The following is a 16,310-nucleotide window of genomic DNA, read 5'->3' as shown; positions in this document are numbered from 1 at the left end:
TCAGTGCAGCCTCACCGCCTGCACGCGGCGCATCAGCAGGCCGAGGCCGATCAGGGCCAGGGCCGCCAGGGCGGTCAGGGCGGCGGGGCCGCCGGTCGGGGCCAGCGCGGCCGGCAGGCCGAGCACCGTGCTCGCGGAGCCGTCGAGGTCCGCCGCGGCCAGCACGTCGGACAGGTAGACGGTCGCCGCGACGGTGGTCGTCGTGCCCGGGTCGGTGCCGGTACCCGGGTCGGTCCCGGGATCCGTGCCGGGGTCGGTGCCCGGGTCCGTACCGGGGTCGGTCCCCGGATCGGTGCCAGGGTCCGTGCCCGGATCCGTGGTGCCGGTGGTGGTGGCGTCGCCGATCACACCGAGCGCCAGGTCACCGATCGTGATCGGCACCTCGATCGGCAGGGCGATGCCGAGGTCCGCGAGCAGACCGCCGCCGTCACCTCCGCCGATCACGGCGAGCGGACCGTCGGAGCCGGAGGTGCCGGTGCCGCCGGTCACGGCCGCGTCGCCGAGCAGGCCGACCGCGAGGTCGCCGACGGTCACCGGGATGCCGATCGGGGCGGCCACGCCGAGCCCGCCCAGGATGCCCTCGGAGCCCTCGCCACCCACCACCGCGGTCGGGCCGTCGGTGCCGGCCGCCGGCGTGCTGCCGGTGCCGTTCGTGACCGACGAGTCGCCGATGAGGCCGAGGGAGACGTCGCCGATGGTGATCGGGACGCTGATCGGGGCAGCGACGCCGGTGCCGCCGAGGATGCCCTCGGAGTCGCCGGAGCCGACCTCGGCGGTCGGGGCGCCCGTGCCGGACGCGGTACCGGTGCCGCCGGTGACCGACGAGTCGCCGATGAGGCCGAGGGAGACGTCCCCGATGGTGATCGGGACGCTGATCGGGGCGGCCACGCCGGTGCCGCCGAGGACGCCGTCGGAGTCGCCGCCGTCGACGACCGCGGTCGGGGCGTCGGAGCCCGCCGGCGCAGTGCCGGTGCCGGACCCGCCGGCGACGGACGAGTCGCCGATCAGGCCGAGCGAGACGTCGCCGATCGTGATCGGCACGCTGATCGGCGCAGCGACGCCGGTGCCCGCGAGCGGACCCTGCGCGTCGCCGGAGCCCACCTCGGCGGTCGGGGCGGTGCCCGTGCCGGCCGGGGTCGCAGCCCCGGAGCCGGCGACCGAGGAGTCGCCCAGCAGGCCGAGCGAGACGTCGCCGACGGTGATCGGGACGCTGATCGGTGCGGCCGCGCCGAGCCCGCCGAGGAGGCCCGCGGAGTCGCCGGAGCCGACCGTGGCGGTGGGAGCGGTGCCCGAGCCGGAGCCCGCCGGGGCGGTGCCGCCGGTGGTGGACGCGTCGCCGAGCAGGCCCAGGGCCACGTCGCCGACGGTCACCGGGACCGACACGGGTGCGGCCACGGAGGCGCCGGAGGCGGTGCCCTCGGAGGTGCCCCGGTCGACCGTCGCGGCGGGCGCGTCCGCCGGGGCCGACGCCGGGGCGCCGCCGGTGGTGGACGCGTCGCCGAGCAGGCCGACGGCCACGTCGCCGACGGTCACCGGGACCGACACGGGTGCGGCGACGGAGGCCCCGGACGCGATGCCGGAGGAGTCGTCGCCGGTGACCGTGGCGGTCGGGGCGGAGGTCGTGACGGGGGCCGCAGCGGGTGCGGCGGGGGTGGTGGTCGCGTCGCCGAGCAGCCCGGCGGTCAGACCGCCCAGGTTCACGGAGACGTCCACGGGTGCCTGGATGCCCAGGCCGGACAGCAGGCCGTCGTCGTCGGCGGCGTGGGCTGCTGCGGCACCGGCGACGACGAGGCCGCCGGCGACGAGCGCGCTCTGGAGCGCTCGCCTCAGGTGTGTGTTCATGGTGGTTCCCCTGCGGATGAGTCGGGTGCGCCGAGGTCGGCGCGGTGGCCGTGGGTGCCGGACGGGTGGACCGTCCGTGGGCGCCGGGGCCGGACTCAGGCAGGGGAGACGGGGATCTCGCGGAAGCGGAGCGGCAGCTCGACGCGACCACGGGCCGCGGCGAGAAGGCGGGTGGAGCCGACCGTGAGGGCGGTCAGCGCGACGACGGCGAGCACGTCCTGGCCGCTCGCGCCGCGGTGCCCGGAGCCGGCACCGGTCGTCCCGGTGGAGGCGGGCGCCTGGTCGGCGGGCGGGGTGCGGTGCTGGTCGCCACCGGCGGCGGTGAGGGCCGCGCGGTCGTCGGACGGGGTGCTCGCGAGGACGCCCGAGCCGTGGGCCGTGCGGGCGGCACCGGCGGCAGCGGACCCGGCCGCGGCGGTGCCGGGCAGGTCGACGCCCCCGCTGCCGACCGGCCCAGCAGCTACCGCGAGCACGCCGGGTGCGCCAGGGGTCCCGGGAGCGCCGGGGACGAGCGGGGTCAGCGGCAGCACGCCGCCGACGGTCGGCAGCACGGCGTCCACCACCGGGTCGATCAGGTCGCCGACGGGGGTGCCGCCGACGGATCCGAGCACCGGGTCCAGCACCTCGTCGACGAGCGGCGTGGTGATCGGGGTCAGGGCCGGGGCGAGCGCGTCGACCAGCGGGCCGAGCACGGGGTCGAGGGCGCCGAGCACCGGGCCCAGCACGTCGCCGGTGACCGGGTCGACCAGGCCGCCGGTGATCGGGTCGAGCACCGGGCGCAGCGGCTCGGTGAGCCCCGCGACCGGTCCCAGCACGCCACCGGCGAGGCCGTCGACCAGCGGGCGCAGCGCCTGGGCCAGCGGGCGCACCACGTGCTCGCCGAGCGGCGTGGTCACCGGTGCCAGCGTGTGCCCGACGGCGCCGACCACCGGCGCGGCGGCCTGGGTGACCGGCGCGACGGCCTGGGCCACCGGGGTCACCACCTGCTGCACGACGGGCGTGGTGACCTGCGCGATCGGGGTGCTCACGGGCGGTGCCGCGGGGGTGGCCGGAGCCGGGGTCGCGGGTGCCGCCGGAGCGGCGGGTGCCGGGGCGGGCGTGGCGGGCGGCGGCGGGGCCGCGGCCTGGACGACGGGCGCGACGACCTGCGTCACCACCGGTTCGACCACGTGCTCCGCGACCGGCTTCACCACGGCGCCGAGCAGGTCGCCGACGCCACCGAGCAGACCCCCGGACGCGCCGGGAGGCGGGGTGTCGGACGCGCTCGCGGCGGGGGCCAAGGCCACCATCGCGGCGCCGGCGAGGGTCAGTCCGCCGACGGCGAGCAGACCGCGCCGCAGCCACCGGGTCGCGCTGCTGCGCTCCCCGGGTGCGCGCACGGCGTGCTCCCGCATGGCGACTCCCCCTGAGTCTCCGGACCGGCCACGGATGTGAGCCGGACCACATCGACGCTAGGTCGGGGTCTCGGGGGTCGCAACAGATCGCGGACCGGCCGTTGCGCCGACCGGGTGACCCCGTGCGCCCTCACCTGCGCGCCCGCGGCCGCACTTCTCACCCGCCGCGCAGCGGCTCGTGGTGTGTGCGCGGGGTCAGTCGCGGCTGCGGGGGATCGCGACCGACAGCGCGAAGGACACCACCGACACGATCAGCGCCCCGATGATCGCGGAGCCGAACCCGTCGATCCGCAGGCCCCAGGAGGTCTGCTCGGTGATCCACGCGGTGAGCAGCAGCATCAGCGCGTTGACGACCAGCGTGAACAGGCCGAGCGTGAGGATGTACAGCGGGATCGACAGCACCTGCACGATCGGCTTGACGATCGCGTTCACGATGCCGAACACCAGCGCGACCAGCAGGATCACGCCGATCTCACCGCCGGTGGAGTCCGCGCCGACGATCGAGATCCCGGAGAGCAGGATCTCGGCCAGCCACAGGGCGACACCGCTGATCAGCACGCGCAGCACGAACCTCATGCGTCGATCCTGCCATCACCTGCCCACGCAGTCCCGCGATCCCGGCGATCCGTCCGGGATGCACGCCGCGTCCACGCTGCGACCACCCCGCAGACCGCACCGCCGCGCGGTGGCATCCTGACCGCGTGAAGCACGTGCCCCTGCGCCCCGCTGTCGCCGCCCTGCCCGCCTACGTGCCGGGCGCCCGCGTCCCGGTCGGGGCCGCCGCGTTCAAGCTGTCCTCCAACGAGAACCCGAACCCGCCGCTGCCCTCGGTGGTCGCGGCGATCGCGGACGGGGCCGTGGACGTCAACCGCTACCCGGACATGTACGCGACCGAGCTGACCGAGGCGGTGGCCGCGCACCTGGGCGTGCGGCCGGAGCAGGTGGTCGCCGGCTGCGGGTCGGTGGCGGTGCTCGGGCACATCCTGTCGGCGTTCTGCGACGCGGGCGACGAGGTGGTGCACCCCTGGCGGTCCTTCGAGGCGTACCCGATCTCGGTGGCGCTCGCGGGCGCGGTGCCCGTGCCGGTGCCGGTGGCGGCGGACGGCCGGCTGGACCTGGTGGCGCTGGCGGCGGCGATCACCCCGCGCACCCGCGTCGTGCTGGTCTGCACGCCGAACAACCCGACCGGTCCGGCCGTGCACGCCGACGAGCTGGAGACGTTCCTGGCCGCGGTGCCGCGCGACGTGCTGGTGGTGCTGGACGAGGCCTACGTCGAGTTCGTGCGGGACCCGCAGGCGCCGGACGGGCTGACGGTGCTGGCCGCGCACCCGAACGTGGTGCTGCTGCGCACGTTCTCCAAGGCGTACGGCCTGGCGGGCCTGCGGGTGGGCTTCGCGGTGGCGAGCGCTCGGCTGGCCTCCGGGATCCGCGCCGCGTCCACGCCGTTCGGGGTGTCGCACCTCGCGCAGCTCGCCGGGGTGGCCTCGCTGCGCGCGCAGGACGAACTGATGGTGCGGGTCGAGGGGATCGTGCGCGAGCGCGCCCGGATGCTCGACGGGCTGCGGGCGCTGGGCTGGGAGGTGCCGGACAGCCAGGCGAACTTCGTCTGGCTGGGGATCGGCGACCAGACCGCGCGGTTCGCGCAGCGGGCCACCGAGGCGGGCGTGCTGGTGCGGCCGTTCGCCGGGGACGGCGTGCGGATCAGCGTCGGCGAGGCCGAGGCCACGGACGTGGTGCTCGAGGTCGCGTCCCGCCGCTGAGGGTCCGTCACCCTATGCTCGTCACCGGACGACGAGAGGTGGGCCCGTGACCGACCCTGCGAGCGGCTCTGCGCCCGCACGCCCGAGCACCTCGGGCAGCTCCACCACGCGGTCCGGCCCGGCGATCGATCCCGGCGATCCCGCCGACGGCGACCTGATCACCCTGCTGCTCGTCGAGGACGACGACGGCGACGCGCTGCTGGTGTCCGAGCACCTGGAGGACGCCGGGCTGGCGGTGCGGCTGCTGCGCGCCCGCACGGTGGACGAGGCGGTGGACCGGCTCGACGTGGACTGCGTGCTGCTCGACCTGGGCCTGCCGGACGCGGTGGGGCTGGACGCGCTGCAACGGCTGCTCGCCGCCGGGGCGCCCGCCGTGGTGGTGCTGACCGGTCGCACCGACGGCGACACCGGCCTGCTGGCGGTGGCGGCCGGGGCGCAGGACTACCTGGTCAAGGGCGAGGTCGACGGCGCGCTGCTCGGCCGGTCGGTGCGCTACGCCGTGCAGCGGCGCCAGCTGCAGGACGCCGACCAGGCGCTGTGGCGCAGCCGGGTGCGCGCCGAGGAGAACGCCCGGCTGGAGCGCGCCCTGCTGCCGCGCCCGTCCGTGCAGGACGCGCGGATGGAGGTGCGGGTCGGCTACCGCGCGGGCCGGGACGGCGTGCTCGGTGGCGACTTCTACGACGTGGTCGAGCGGCCGGACGGATCGGTGCTCGCGATCGTCGGCGACGTCTGCGGCCACGGCCCGGACGAGGCGGCCCTGGGCGCCGTGCTGCGCACCGCGTGGCGGACCCTGGTGCTGGCGGGCACGCCGGTGCCGGACCTGCTGCCGCTGGTGGAGCGGGTGCTGATCTCGGAGCGGAGCCGCGAGGAGGTGTTCACCACCATGTCGATGGTGGAGGTCGCCCCGGAGCGCGTCGTCGCGGACCTCTACCTCGCCGGGCACCCGGTGCCGCTGCTGCTCGGCGACGGCGCGGACCGCCCGTCGACGCTGCTGCCGACCGACGGGCGGGGCCGTGCGCTGGGCATCCCGGTGAGCGGCACCTGGTTGCCGCGACGGCTCGACCTGGGTCCGGCCTGGCGGCTGATGATGTACACGGACGGTGTGCTGGAGGCGACGATCGCCGGCACCTCGGACCGGGTCGGCAAGGAGGGCCTGCTGGCGGTGACCGACCGGGCGCTCGCCCACGGACCCGCGGACGTGGGCGCGAGCGTGCTGCGCGAGGTCCGACGGCAGCACGGCGGCGAGCTGGTGGACGACACCGCGCTCGTGGTGCTCGGCTGGGACGGGCGCGCGTGACGACCGAAGGCACCCCGGCGCCGACCGGCCCCCAGCGACCGCGCCGGCACTTCACGCTGCGCCGCCGGCTCGGCCTCGCGCTGACCGCCGGTGGCGTGGCGCTCGGGCTGGTGGTCGCCGGCTCGGGTGTCGCGCTGTGGCGGATGCTCGACCGGCAGCAGGCCGTCACCGGCACGTACTTCACCGTGATCACCGAGGCCGAGGCGGCGTACACGCGGCTGGTGGACGCCGAGACCGCCGTGCGCGGCTTCGCGCTCACCGGGTCGCCGACCTCGCTGGAGCCGTACACCCGCGCGATGGACGTGACGTCCTCGCTGGCCGCGGTCGCCGATCGCGCCGACCCGCAGGGCACCCCGACCGAGGTGCAGGCCGCCGCCGCCGACGCGGTGGCCGCCGCCGATCGCTGGGACACCGAGTTCGCCCGCCCGACGATCGCGGCCGTGACCGCCGAGGGCCCGGCCGCCGTGTCCCCCGAGCAGATCGAGCAGGGGCAGGCGCTGTTCGACCAGACCCGCGGCGCCGTCGAGACCTACCTCGACCTGCTGCGCGACCGCCGGCTCGCCGCCGTGGGCGAGCTGGACACGTGGACCCGGCTGGTCGTCGCGTCGGTGCTGGTGCTGGTGCTCGCCGCGATCGTCGGCGGCGCGCTGCTGTGGCAGTCGCTGCGCCGCTGGATCGCCGCGCCGCTGGAGGCGCTGGCCGAGGACACCCGCGCGGTCTCCGACGGCGACCTGCACCACGTCGTGCACGCGACCGGCCCGGGGGAGATCGCCGACGTCGCCGAGGACGTCGAGCGGATGCGCACCGCGCTGGTGGTGCAGCTCGGCGAGATCGAGCGTGGCGCCGCCGAGGTGGCCGACGCCCACGACCGGCTGACCGAGCAGGCCGAGGAGCTGCGCCGGTCCAACCGCGACCTGGAGCAGTTCGCCTACGTCGCCTCGCACGACCTCCAGGAGCCGCTGCGCAAGGTCGCCTCGTTCACCCAGCTCCTGCAGAAGCGCTACGGCGGCCAGCTCGACGACCGTGCGGACCAGTACATCGGCTTCGCGGTGGACGGTGCCAAGCGCATGCAGCAGCTGATCCAGGACCTGCTCGGCTTCTCCCGGGTGGGCCGGGTCGGCGGCGAGCTCGCGGACGTGCCGCTGGACGACGTGCTCGCCGCGGCGCTGGACAACCTGGAGCACCTGGTCGCCGACTCCGGTGCCGTGATCACCCACGACCCGCTGCCGGTGGTGCGCGGCGAGCGCCCGCTGCTGACCCAGCTGCTGCAGAACCTGATCGGCAACGCGGTGAAGTTCCGCGACCCGGACCGCGCGCCGACCGTCCACCTGAGCGCCCGGCAGGTGGGAGACTCGTGGCAGCTCGAGTGCCGGGACAACGGGATCGGCATCGACCCGCGCTATGCCGAGCGTGTGTTCGTGATCTTCCAGCGGTTGCACCCGAAGGACGTCTACGAGGGCACGGGCATCGGCCTGGCGCTGTGCAAGAAGATCGTCGAGTACCACGGCGGTCGCATCTGGCTCGGGGAGCACGAGGGGCCCGGCACCAGCATCTGCTGGACCCTGCCGGCCGCCGCGGGCGACCCCACCGACGACTCGGAGTGATCGTGGCGCGTACGTCCAAGGTGATCGACGTCCTGCTGGTCGAGGACGACCCCGGTGACGTCCTGATGACCCGGGAGGCGTTCGAGGACAACAAGGTCGCCAACCGGCTGTCCGTGGTGTCGGACGGCGTGAGCGCGCTGGAGTTCCTGCGCAAGGAGGGCGAGCACGCCGACGCCCCCACGCCGGACCTGATCCTGCTCGACCTCAACCTGCCGCGGATGGACGGGCGCGAGGTGCTGGAGGCGCTCAAGGGCGACGACGCGCTGCGCTCGATCCCGGTGGTCGTGCTCACCACCTCGGAGGCCGAGGAGGACGTGGTCCGCTCGTACTCGCTGCACGCGAACGCCTACGTGACCAAGCCGGTGGACTTCGACCGGTTCATCGAGGTGGTCCGGCAGATCGACGAGTTCTTCGTCGAGGTCGTGCGGCTGCCGCAGCGCTGAGCGGGACGCGCCCCTCGTCGACCTAGGGTGGGTGGATCAGCGGATCGGACGGATCGAAGAGATCTAAAAATCCAAAAGATCCAAACCCATCAAAAAGGGGGACGACGTGGCGCCCAACCCGTTCAAGCCGTCCTCGGGTGCGACGCCCCCACGACTGGTCGGACGCGGCGACGTGCTCGACGAGTTCCGCGAGTCCCTGGACGACGGCCCGGGATCTCCGGGGCGGCTGACCGTCTTCACCGGTGCGCGCGGTGTCGGCAAGACGGTGATGCTCACCGAGGTCGCCGACGTGGCGCTGGCGCAGGGCTGGGTCTCGATCGCGGAGACCGCGACCGTCGGCCTGATCGACCGGCTCCGGCTCGCGACGACACGACTGATCGACTCGCTCGGGGACGGGGGCCCGGTCGGCCGCCGGATCACCGGGTTCACGCTCCCGGTCGTCGGCGGCGGGCTGACCTTCGCGCAGGCGCCCGCCGTGGCGGTCGAGTGGCGGGACGACCTGGGCTCCCTGCTCGACGCGCTGGAGCAGCGGGGGTCCGGTCTGCTGGTGACGATCGACGAGGTCCACCACGCCGCGCGCGACGACCTGCGCGCGCTGGCGGCCACGTTCCAGCACCTGGTCCGGGAGGACCGTGAGGTCGCGATCGCCTTCGCGGGGCTCCCGGCGTCGATCTCCGACCTGCTCAACGACGACGTCCTGACCTTCCTGCGCCGCGCCACGCCGGTCCGGCTCGAAGACGTCCCGCTGGACGAGGTGCGTCTGGCGCTCCGCACCACGATCGAGGAGAGCGGACGTGAGATCGCCGAACCGGCGCTGGTCGCGGCGGCGGAGGCGACCGGCGGCTACCCGTTCATGATCCAGCTCGTCGGCTACCACGTGTGGCGCAGGGCCGACGGGACGATGATCGACGATGCCGCGGTGGAGGCGGGGATCGCGGCGGCGCGCAGACGGCTCGGATCGACGGTGCACGCCACCGCGCTCGCGGACCTGTCGGACGTGGACCGCGGCTACCTGCTCGCGATGGCCGTCGACGAGGGCGCGTCCCGCACGGGCGAGATCGCTCAGCGCCTGCAGGTGTCCGACTCCTACGCCTCGACCTACCGGGCGCGCCTGATCGACGCCGGGGTGATCGAGCGTGTCGGGCACGGGTACGTCGACTTCGCGATCCCCTACCTGCGCGAGTACCTGCGGGAGCACGCCGCCGGGATCGAGACCGCGCGGCGGCTGCGCTGATCAGCCGGGCCTAGCGGTACCCGTCCCACACCGGTGACGGGAACAGCACCCGCTCGAACCGCGCCCACTCGTCGCGCAGGTCGACGGCGGGCCGGCGGAACAGGCGGACCTGGATGCCGTCCATCGCCTCGATGACCATCTCGACCAGGTCGCGCTGGCCGGAGAACGGCCCGACCTCGGGCGGCATGCGCCACGGGGTGTCCTGGTAGTACTCCCAGACCTGGTCCGGCCGGTCGGCGAAGTAGTCGTGCGCGGGGTGGCCCTCGGAGGCGGCCTCGGTGCCGAGCACCATGTAGAGCTTGATCAGCTCGGGCCGGGAGGCGTTGATGCCGACCAGGTACCGGCAGTACGCCGGGAACGAGGGGCCGTCGGGGTGCTGGGAGCCGGGCTCGCCGCTGGCGAGGAAGTCCTCGGGGGTGCCGCGCCGGTCGTAGCGCTGGGCGATCAGCAGCTCGAGCAGGCCCTCCTTGCTGCCGATGTGGTGCAGCAGCCCGGCCTGGGTGATCCCGACCTCGTCGGCGACCGCCTGCAAGGAGATCCCGTAGAACCCGTGCTGGGCGACCAGACGCGTCGCGGCGTCGAGGATCTGCGCCATGCGCTGCTCCGGGTTCAGCCGCACCCGGCGGCGGCCCGGACCCGGACCGTCCTGCGTCGTCACACCTGTCTCCCCTCGACGGGTGCGAGGGTACCCCGCGGTGGATGCGCTCCCGCGCCGATCCTGCGCGTGGGGCGGCCGGGTGCGCCGAGGTTGCACGGATGCGGCCTTCGCGGAGCGGGAAGCCTGCTTTCGTGCAACCTCGGCGGGGTACGCCGGGTCAGCCCTCGAGGACGACGAGGTCCCAGGGAGCGATCGTGAGGGAGTCGCCCTCGGCGACCGGGGCGCCGTCGGCGAGCACGGAGGCGCCGGCGACCGGGCTGGGCAGCGTGACCGGCTCGGCGGAGTAGTTGAGCAGGTAGGTCAGCGCGTTGCCGCGGGCGTTGGTGCCCCGGCGGACGGTGACCGTGCCGGCGAGGTCCTGCGGCCACGCCCACAGCCCGGCGTCACGGACGGCCAGCGCCAGCACGTCGCGCACCAGGTCCGCCGACGTCATGGTGCCGAGGTGGGTGGCGGTGCCGCCGCCCGCCGAGCGGTGCCGGGTGATCGCGGCGTACTCGCCCCACGCGGTGTGGTCGTAGGAGGCCAGCACCTCGGCGCCCTCGGTGCGCAGCAGCTCCATCACGGTCCGCGCGGCACGGTCCCCGGCGGGCGTGGCGGCCGCGGCCAGGTCGCCGTGCAGGGTCAGACCGGCGCCGTCCGGCACGGTGAACTGGTTGTAGGTCAGGCCCAGGGTCCCGGTCAGCGCGTGCGGGGCGCGGTCGTGCCACACCTCGACGTTCTCGTCGGCGACACCGGTGCGGAAGGTCGTCACCAGGTGCCCGCCCGCCTCGACGTAGGCCGCCAGGCGCTCCAGGGTGCTGCCCGGCGCGGAGTACATCGCCGGCACGACCAGCAGGTCGTAGCCGCCGAGGTCCTCGGTGGACGGCGAGACGAAGTCGACCTCGACGTTCAGCTCGAACAGCGCGTCGTAGACCCAGCGCAGCACGTCGTTGTAGCCGAGGGAGCTGCCGAAGGCGCCGTCGATGAACCCGGTCTCCAGCGTGAACCACTGCAGGGCGGTCAGCGCCGCGTTGCTCACCATGATCGCGGCGCGGTTCTGCTTGCGCAGGTGGATCAGCGATCCGCCGACCCGCGCGATCTCGCCGCCGAAGACGCCGGCCTCCTCGTAGGTCGGGTTGCTCTCGAGGTCGTGGCTGAGCAGGCCCTTCCAGTAGGTCTCGAAGGAGTGGTGGATCGAGTGCCAGTGCCAGTACATGACGCCGTCGGCGCCGCTGGCCAGGTGGCTGTACGCCTGGAGGCGGAGCTGGCCGGGGTAGGGCAGCCAGGCGAGCTGGCCCTGCGCCTGCGTCTCCAGCACGAGGTAGTTCGCCCCGCCCTTGACCGAGCGCATCATGTCGCCGCCGAAGGCGATCTCCTTGCCGGTGAGCCGGGACTGCGTGGGGTGGTAGATGTCCACGCCCGCGACGTCCACCACGGCGGCGGTCTCGAAGTGGTCGACCGACGGCTGCAGTCCGTACGACCAGCCCGGGCCCCAGTCGAAGTCGAAGTTCTGCGTGACGAACTGGTCGGGGCGGGCGTACTCGCGCACGATCCCGGCCTGCCAGCCGAGGAACTCGGTCACCAGGGCGCGCCGGAACGCGTCGAAGGCCGATCCGAGCGACCCGTTGATCGTGCCGCGCACGTCGGGGAAGTCCTCCCAGGCGTCCACCCGGTTCGACCAGTAGTCCAGCCCGAACGCGCGGTTCATCGCGGCGAGGTCGCCGTCGAAGCGCTCGCGCAGGTGGGTCACGAAGGCGCGCTGCACGTCGCGGGAGGCGGAGTCGTAGTACTTGGTCTCGTTGTCGATCTGGAAGCCGATCACGGCCGGTCGGTGCGCGGTGCGCTCCATCAGGCGGCGGATCACGCGCTCGCCGTAGAACCGGTAGGCCGGGTTGACGATGTCCATGATCTGCCGGGCCCCGTAGCGCCCCTCGCCGCGGGAGGTCTCGGCCAGCACGTCCGGGTGGCGGGCGACCAGCCAGGCCGGGACCGCGTAGGTGGGCGTGCCGACGATGACCTTGATCCCGGCGGCCTCGAAGGCGTCCAGCGCGCGGTCGACGTGCGTGAAGTCGAAGACGCCGGGCTGCGGCTCGAGGGTGCTCCAGGTCGACTCGGCGATCCGGACGACGTTGATGTGCGCCGCCTGCATCATCGCGACGTCCTGGTCGATCCGGTCGGTCGGCAGGTACTCGTCGTAGTACGCGGCCCCGAACAGCAGCTCGTCCACCGTGGTCACCCTTCGTCGCGCGAGGTCGCGGCCGGTGCCTCCTCGCACGTCCCGCGCCCGGACCCGCCCTCGGGCCCAGCACGCACTCTACCTACTAGTTAGTAGGTAGCCCAGCCCGGCCGCCGTGCGGGGGTTGTCGGGAAGCGACAACGGGGGAGCGCCCGTCTTGACGGGGCCCCGGGGGACGGACCTACGGTTGCGTAGCCTACGCTGGCGTAGGTTCGACAGCGGTCCCGCCCCCGGGGCCGCCCCCGCAGGCGAAGGAGAACCGCGTGAGCTCCAGCGGTCCGCTGACCGACGACGGGCTGGTCCAGCTGCTCACCCCCACCGGTGAGCGCATCGACCACCCCGACTACGCACCCCGGGTGGCCCACCTGGACGCCGACGCCCTGCGCGGTCTGTACCGCGACATGGTGCTCGTGCGCCGGTTCGACACCGAGGCCACCGCGCTCCAGCGTCAGGGCGAGCTCGCCCTCTGGGCGCAGAGCCTGGGCCAGGAGGCCGCGCAGGTCGGCTCCGGCCGCGCGCTGGCCCCGCAGGACTACGTCTTCCCGTCCTACCGCGAGCACGGCGTCGCGCACACCCGCGGCGTCGACCTCACCGACGTGCTGCGGCTGTTCCGCGGCGTCGACCACGGCGGCTGGGACCCGACCGCGCACAACTTCCACCTGTACACGCTGGTGATCGGCTCGCACACCCTGCACGCCACCGGCTACGCGATGGGCGTCCAGCGCGACCACGCCGTCGGCACCGGTGACCCGGCCCGCGACACCGCCGTGGTCACCTACTTCGGCGACGGCGCGACCGCGCAGGGCGATGTCAACGAGGCCCTCGTCTTCGCCGCCGTGAACAACGCCCCGCTGGTGCTGTTCTGCCAGAACAACCAGTGGGCGATCTCCGAGCCCACCACCCGGCAGGCCCGCGTCCCGCTGGCCGATCGCGGCCCCGGCTTCGGCGTGCCCAGCGTGCGGGTGGACGGCAACGACGTGCTGGCCTGCTACGCGGTCACCGCCGAGGCCGTCGAGCGTGCGCGGTCCGGCGGCGGCCCGACCTTCATCGAGGCGTTCACGTACCGGATGGGAGCGCACACCACCTCCGACGACCCGACCCGCTACCGGTCGGCCGCCGAGGAGGACTACTGGCGCCAGCGCGACCCGATCGACCGGCTCGCCGCGCACCTGACCGCCACCGGCGAGCTGTCCGAGGCCTTCACCGCCGAGGTCGCCGCGGAGGCCGACGCCCTGGGCGAGCGGGTCCGCACCGCCGCCCGCGCGCTGGGACGCCCGGAGACGAGCACCATGTTCGAGCACGTGTACGCGACCCCGCACTCCGTGGTGGACGCCGAGCGCGCCTGGTTCGCCGACTACGAGTCCTCGTTCGTCGGAGGGGAGCACTGATGGCCCAGCGCCTCACGTTCGGCAAGGCGATCAACCTCGGCCTGCGCGCCGCCCTGGAGCACGACCCCAAGGTCATGCTGATGGGCGAGGACATCGGCGCCCTCGGCGGCGTGTTCCGGGTGACCGACGGGCTCGCCAAGGACTTCGGCACCGAGCGCGTCGTCGACACCCCGCTCGCCGAGTCCGGGATCGTCGGCACCGCGATCGGCCTCGCGCTGCGCGGCTACCGCCCGGTGTGCGAGATCCAGTTCGACGGGTTCATCTTCCCGGCGTTCGACCAGATCACCACCCAGCTCGCCAAGATGCACTACCGCTCGCGCGGGCGGCTCAACCTGCCCGTCGTGATCCGGGTGCCGTTCGGCGGCGGGATCGGGGCGGTCGAGCACCACAGCGAGTCGCCCGAGGTGCTGTTCGCGCACACCGCCGGCCTGCGCGTGGTCAGCCCGTCCGACCCGGCCGAGGCGTACACGATGATCCAGCAGGCCGTCGCCTCGCCGGACCCGGTGATGTTCTTCGAGCCCAAGGGCCGGTACTGGGACAAGGGCGAGGTCGACCTGGAGGCCGACGCCCTCGCCGCCCCGTCCACCCTGGACGGCGCCCGCGTGCTGCGCCCCGGCACCGACGTCACGCTCGTCGCGCACGGCCCGACCGTCGCCACCGCGCTCAAGGTCGCCGAGGCGGCCGCCGGCGAGGGCCGCAGCATCGAGGTCGTCGACCTGCGCACGATCTCCCCGCTGGACACCGCCACGATCGCCGCCTCCGTGCGCCGCACCGGCCGCTGCGTGGTCGTGCACGAGGCCCCCGTGCTCTACGGCACCGGCGCCGAGGTGGCCGCCCGGATCACCGAGGAGTGCTTCTACCACCTGGAGGCACCGGTGCTGCGGGTCGGCGGGTTCCACACCCCGTACCCCGTCGCCAAGCTCGAGCACGAGTACCTGCCCGGTCTGGACCGCGTCCTCGACGCCGTCGACCGCGTGCTCGCGCACTGACACCTCCCGCCCCGCAGACCGCACCACCGAGGAGCACCGCGTGCCGTCCTACCAGCAGTTCCGCCTCCCCGACGCGGGCGAGGGCCTGACCGAGGCCGAGATCGCCGCCTGGCACGTCGCCGTGGGTGACACGGTCACGATCAACCAGACGATCGTGGAGATCGAGACCGCCAAGTCGCTGGTGGACCTGCCCAGCCCCTACGCCGGCGTGGTCACCGAGCTGCTGGTACCCGAGGGCGAGACCGTCGAGGTCGGCACGCCGATCATCGTGATCGACACGGATCCGGACGGGCCGGCGGCGCCGGTGGACGGGACGGGGTCCGAGCCTGCTGCGGCTGCTGCGGCGCCCGCCGAGGCACCGGTCGCGTCGGGCGTGTCCGGGGCGTCGGCGGAGGAGCCGGGCGGGGGTGCGGTGCTGGTCGGCTACGGCACCGCCGCCGCGCCGAGCCGTCGTCGTGCGCGCACCGTGTCCGCGGAGGGCGACCCGGCTGTGGGCGCGCCGGTTGCGCCCGCACCTGCTCGCCCCGTCGCCCCGGTCGCAGCCGCCGCGCCCGCGCCCGCTGCCCCGTCGGCCGGCACGCGGGCGCTCGCCAAGCCGCCGGTGCGCAAGCTCGCCCGCGACCTCGGCGTCGACCTCGACTCCGTGCAGCCCACCGGCCCCGGCGGCATCGTCACCCGCGAGGACGTGCTCGCCCACCAGGCCGGCGCCGAGGCACGCACCCTCGCCACCTACCCCGGCGACGACCAGCCGTGGCTCGCCTCCGGCACCGTCTCGCCCGACGGCCGCCAGACCCGCGTCCCGGTGAAGTCCGTGCGCAAGCGCACCGCCGAGGCCATGGTCGCCTCCGCGTTCACCGCCCCGCACGTCACCGTGTTCCACACCGTCGACGTCACCCGCACCATGCGCCTGGTCGCCAAGCTGCGCGAGGACCGCGAGTTCGCCGACGTGCGGGTCACCCCGCTGCTGATCGCCGCCAAGGCGCTGCTGCTCGCCGTCCGCCGGCACCCGGACGTCAACGCGTCCTGGGACGAGGCCGCGCAGGAGATCGTCTACAAGCACTACGTGAACCTGGGCATCGCCGCCGCCACCCCGCGCGGTCTGGTCGTGCCCAACATCAAGGACGCGCACCGCCTCGGCCTGCACGACCTCGCCCTCGGCCTGGCCGACCTCACCGCCACCGCGCGCTCCGGCAAGGTCACCCCGCGCGACATGGCCGACGGCACCATCACGATCACCAACGTCGGCGTCTTCGGCATCGACACCGGCACCCCGATCCTCAACCCCGGCGAGGCCGCGATCCTCGCGTTCGGGGCGATCCGGGAGCAGCCGTGGGTGCACAAGGGCAAGATCAAGGTCCGGCACGTCACCCAGCTCGCCCTGAGCGTCGACCACCGGCTCGTGGACGGCGAGCTCGGCTCCCGGGTGCTCGCCGACGTCGCCGCGATCCTCGCCGACCCCGCGCAGGCGCTCGTCTGGGGGTGAGCG

The 16,310-nt window shown here is 74.4% G+C and carries 13 protein-coding genes; 8 read left to right on the top strand and 5 right to left on the bottom strand.

Annotation, left to right across the window (positions count from 1 at the left end):
* The 3 genes from ACZ5HG_RS18595 to ACZ5HG_RS18585 all read right to left on the bottom strand — a co-directional run bounded on the left by ACZ5HG_RS18595 (position 1) and on the right by ACZ5HG_RS18585 (position 3,812).
* Positions 1–1,842 carry a chaplin family protein gene (locus tag ACZ5HG_RS18595; RefSeq protein ID WP_464179133.1) on the bottom strand — a complete coding sequence of 614 codons (1,842 nt, stop codon included), beginning with the start codon at positions 1,840–1,842 and terminating at the stop codon, positions 1–3.
* A 95-nt stretch (positions 1,843–1,937) separates the two neighbouring features.
* Entirely contained in the window at positions 1,938–3,236 is a 1,299-nt protein-coding gene (locus ACZ5HG_RS18590; RefSeq protein WP_464179131.1) for a hypothetical protein, read from the bottom strand.
* 195 nt (positions 3,237–3,431) lie between these two features.
* Positions 3,432–3,812, bottom strand: a complete 381-nt coding sequence (locus ACZ5HG_RS18585; protein WP_464179129.1) for a phage holin family protein — start codon at positions 3,810–3,812, stop codon at positions 3,432–3,434.
* Positions 3,813–3,937: 125 nt separating this feature from the next.
* On the opposite strand from ACZ5HG_RS18585, the gene hisC reads away from it, so the two are divergent.
* The 5 genes from hisC to ACZ5HG_RS18560 all read left to right on the top strand — a co-directional run bounded on the left by hisC (position 3,938) and on the right by ACZ5HG_RS18560 (position 9,574).
* Complete coding sequence (gene hisC, locus ACZ5HG_RS18580; protein ID WP_464179127.1) at positions 3,938–4,996, top strand: histidinol-phosphate transaminase; 1,059 nt, start codon at positions 3,938–3,940, stop codon at positions 4,994–4,996.
* Between the two features lie 46 nt (positions 4,997–5,042).
* Positions 5,043–6,293 (top strand): PP2C family protein-serine/threonine phosphatase, encoded by a 1,251-nt coding sequence (locus ACZ5HG_RS18575; RefSeq protein ID WP_464179125.1) that lies wholly within the window; start codon positions 5,043–5,045, stop codon positions 6,291–6,293.
* On the top strand, positions 6,290–7,897 hold the full coding sequence (locus ACZ5HG_RS18570; protein ID WP_464179123.1) for a sensor histidine kinase: 1,608 nt from the start codon (positions 6,290–6,292) through the stop codon (positions 7,895–7,897). Before ACZ5HG_RS18575 ends, ACZ5HG_RS18570 begins: the two co-directional genes overlap by 4 nt.
* A 2-nt stretch (positions 7,898–7,899) precedes the next feature.
* Entirely contained in the window at positions 7,900–8,340 is a 441-nt protein-coding gene (locus tag ACZ5HG_RS18565; protein ID WP_464179121.1) for a response regulator, read from the top strand.
* Positions 8,341–8,446: 106 nt separating this feature from the next.
* Positions 8,447–9,574 (top strand): AAA family ATPase, encoded by a 1,128-nt coding sequence (locus tag ACZ5HG_RS18560; protein ID WP_464179119.1) that lies wholly within the window; start codon positions 8,447–8,449, stop codon positions 9,572–9,574.
* Between the two features lie 10 nt (positions 9,575–9,584).
* On the opposite strand, the gene ACZ5HG_RS18555 is transcribed toward ACZ5HG_RS18560, so the two are convergent.
* Both ACZ5HG_RS18555 and ACZ5HG_RS18550 read right to left on the bottom strand, forming a co-directional pair.
* Positions 9,585–10,232: a TetR/AcrR family transcriptional regulator gene (locus ACZ5HG_RS18555; RefSeq protein ID WP_464179116.1), complete on the bottom strand. Its 648-nt coding sequence runs from the start codon at positions 10,230–10,232 to the stop codon at positions 9,585–9,587.
* Positions 10,233–10,389: 157 nt separating this feature from the next.
* Positions 10,390–12,438 carry a beta-galactosidase gene (locus tag ACZ5HG_RS18550; protein WP_464179114.1) on the bottom strand — a complete coding sequence of 683 codons (2,049 nt, stop codon included), beginning with the start codon at positions 12,436–12,438 and terminating at the stop codon, positions 10,390–10,392.
* Between the two features lie 272 nt (positions 12,439–12,710).
* Between ACZ5HG_RS18550 and pdhA the strand changes: the two genes are divergently transcribed.
* Genes pdhA through ACZ5HG_RS18535 form a run of 3 tightly spaced genes read left to right on the top strand, consistent with a single transcriptional unit; the run spans position 12,711 to position 16,307 of the window.
* A complete protein-coding gene (gene pdhA, locus ACZ5HG_RS18545; RefSeq protein ID WP_464179112.1) occupies positions 12,711–13,835 on the top strand; it encodes a pyruvate dehydrogenase (acetyl-transferring) E1 component subunit alpha in 1,125 nt (374 codons plus the stop codon).
* Positions 13,835–14,824, top strand: a complete 990-nt coding sequence (locus tag ACZ5HG_RS18540) for an alpha-ketoacid dehydrogenase subunit beta (RefSeq protein WP_464179110.1) — start codon at positions 13,835–13,837, stop codon at positions 14,822–14,824. The genes pdhA and ACZ5HG_RS18540 overlap by 1 nt, the downstream gene beginning before the upstream one ends.
* 40 nt (positions 14,825–14,864) lie before the next feature.
* The gene (locus ACZ5HG_RS18535; protein ID WP_464179108.1) at positions 14,865–16,307 is read left to right on the top strand and encodes a dihydrolipoamide acetyltransferase family protein; all 1,443 of its coding nucleotides are present in this window, start codon (positions 14,865–14,867) and stop codon (positions 16,305–16,307) included.
* The last annotated feature ends 3 nt before the right edge of the window (positions 16,308–16,310 follow it).

It is taken from the genome of Cellulomonas sp. GTC20042 (assembly GCF_055389595.1).
This window is presented reverse-complemented; position numbering and strand designations above follow the sequence as displayed.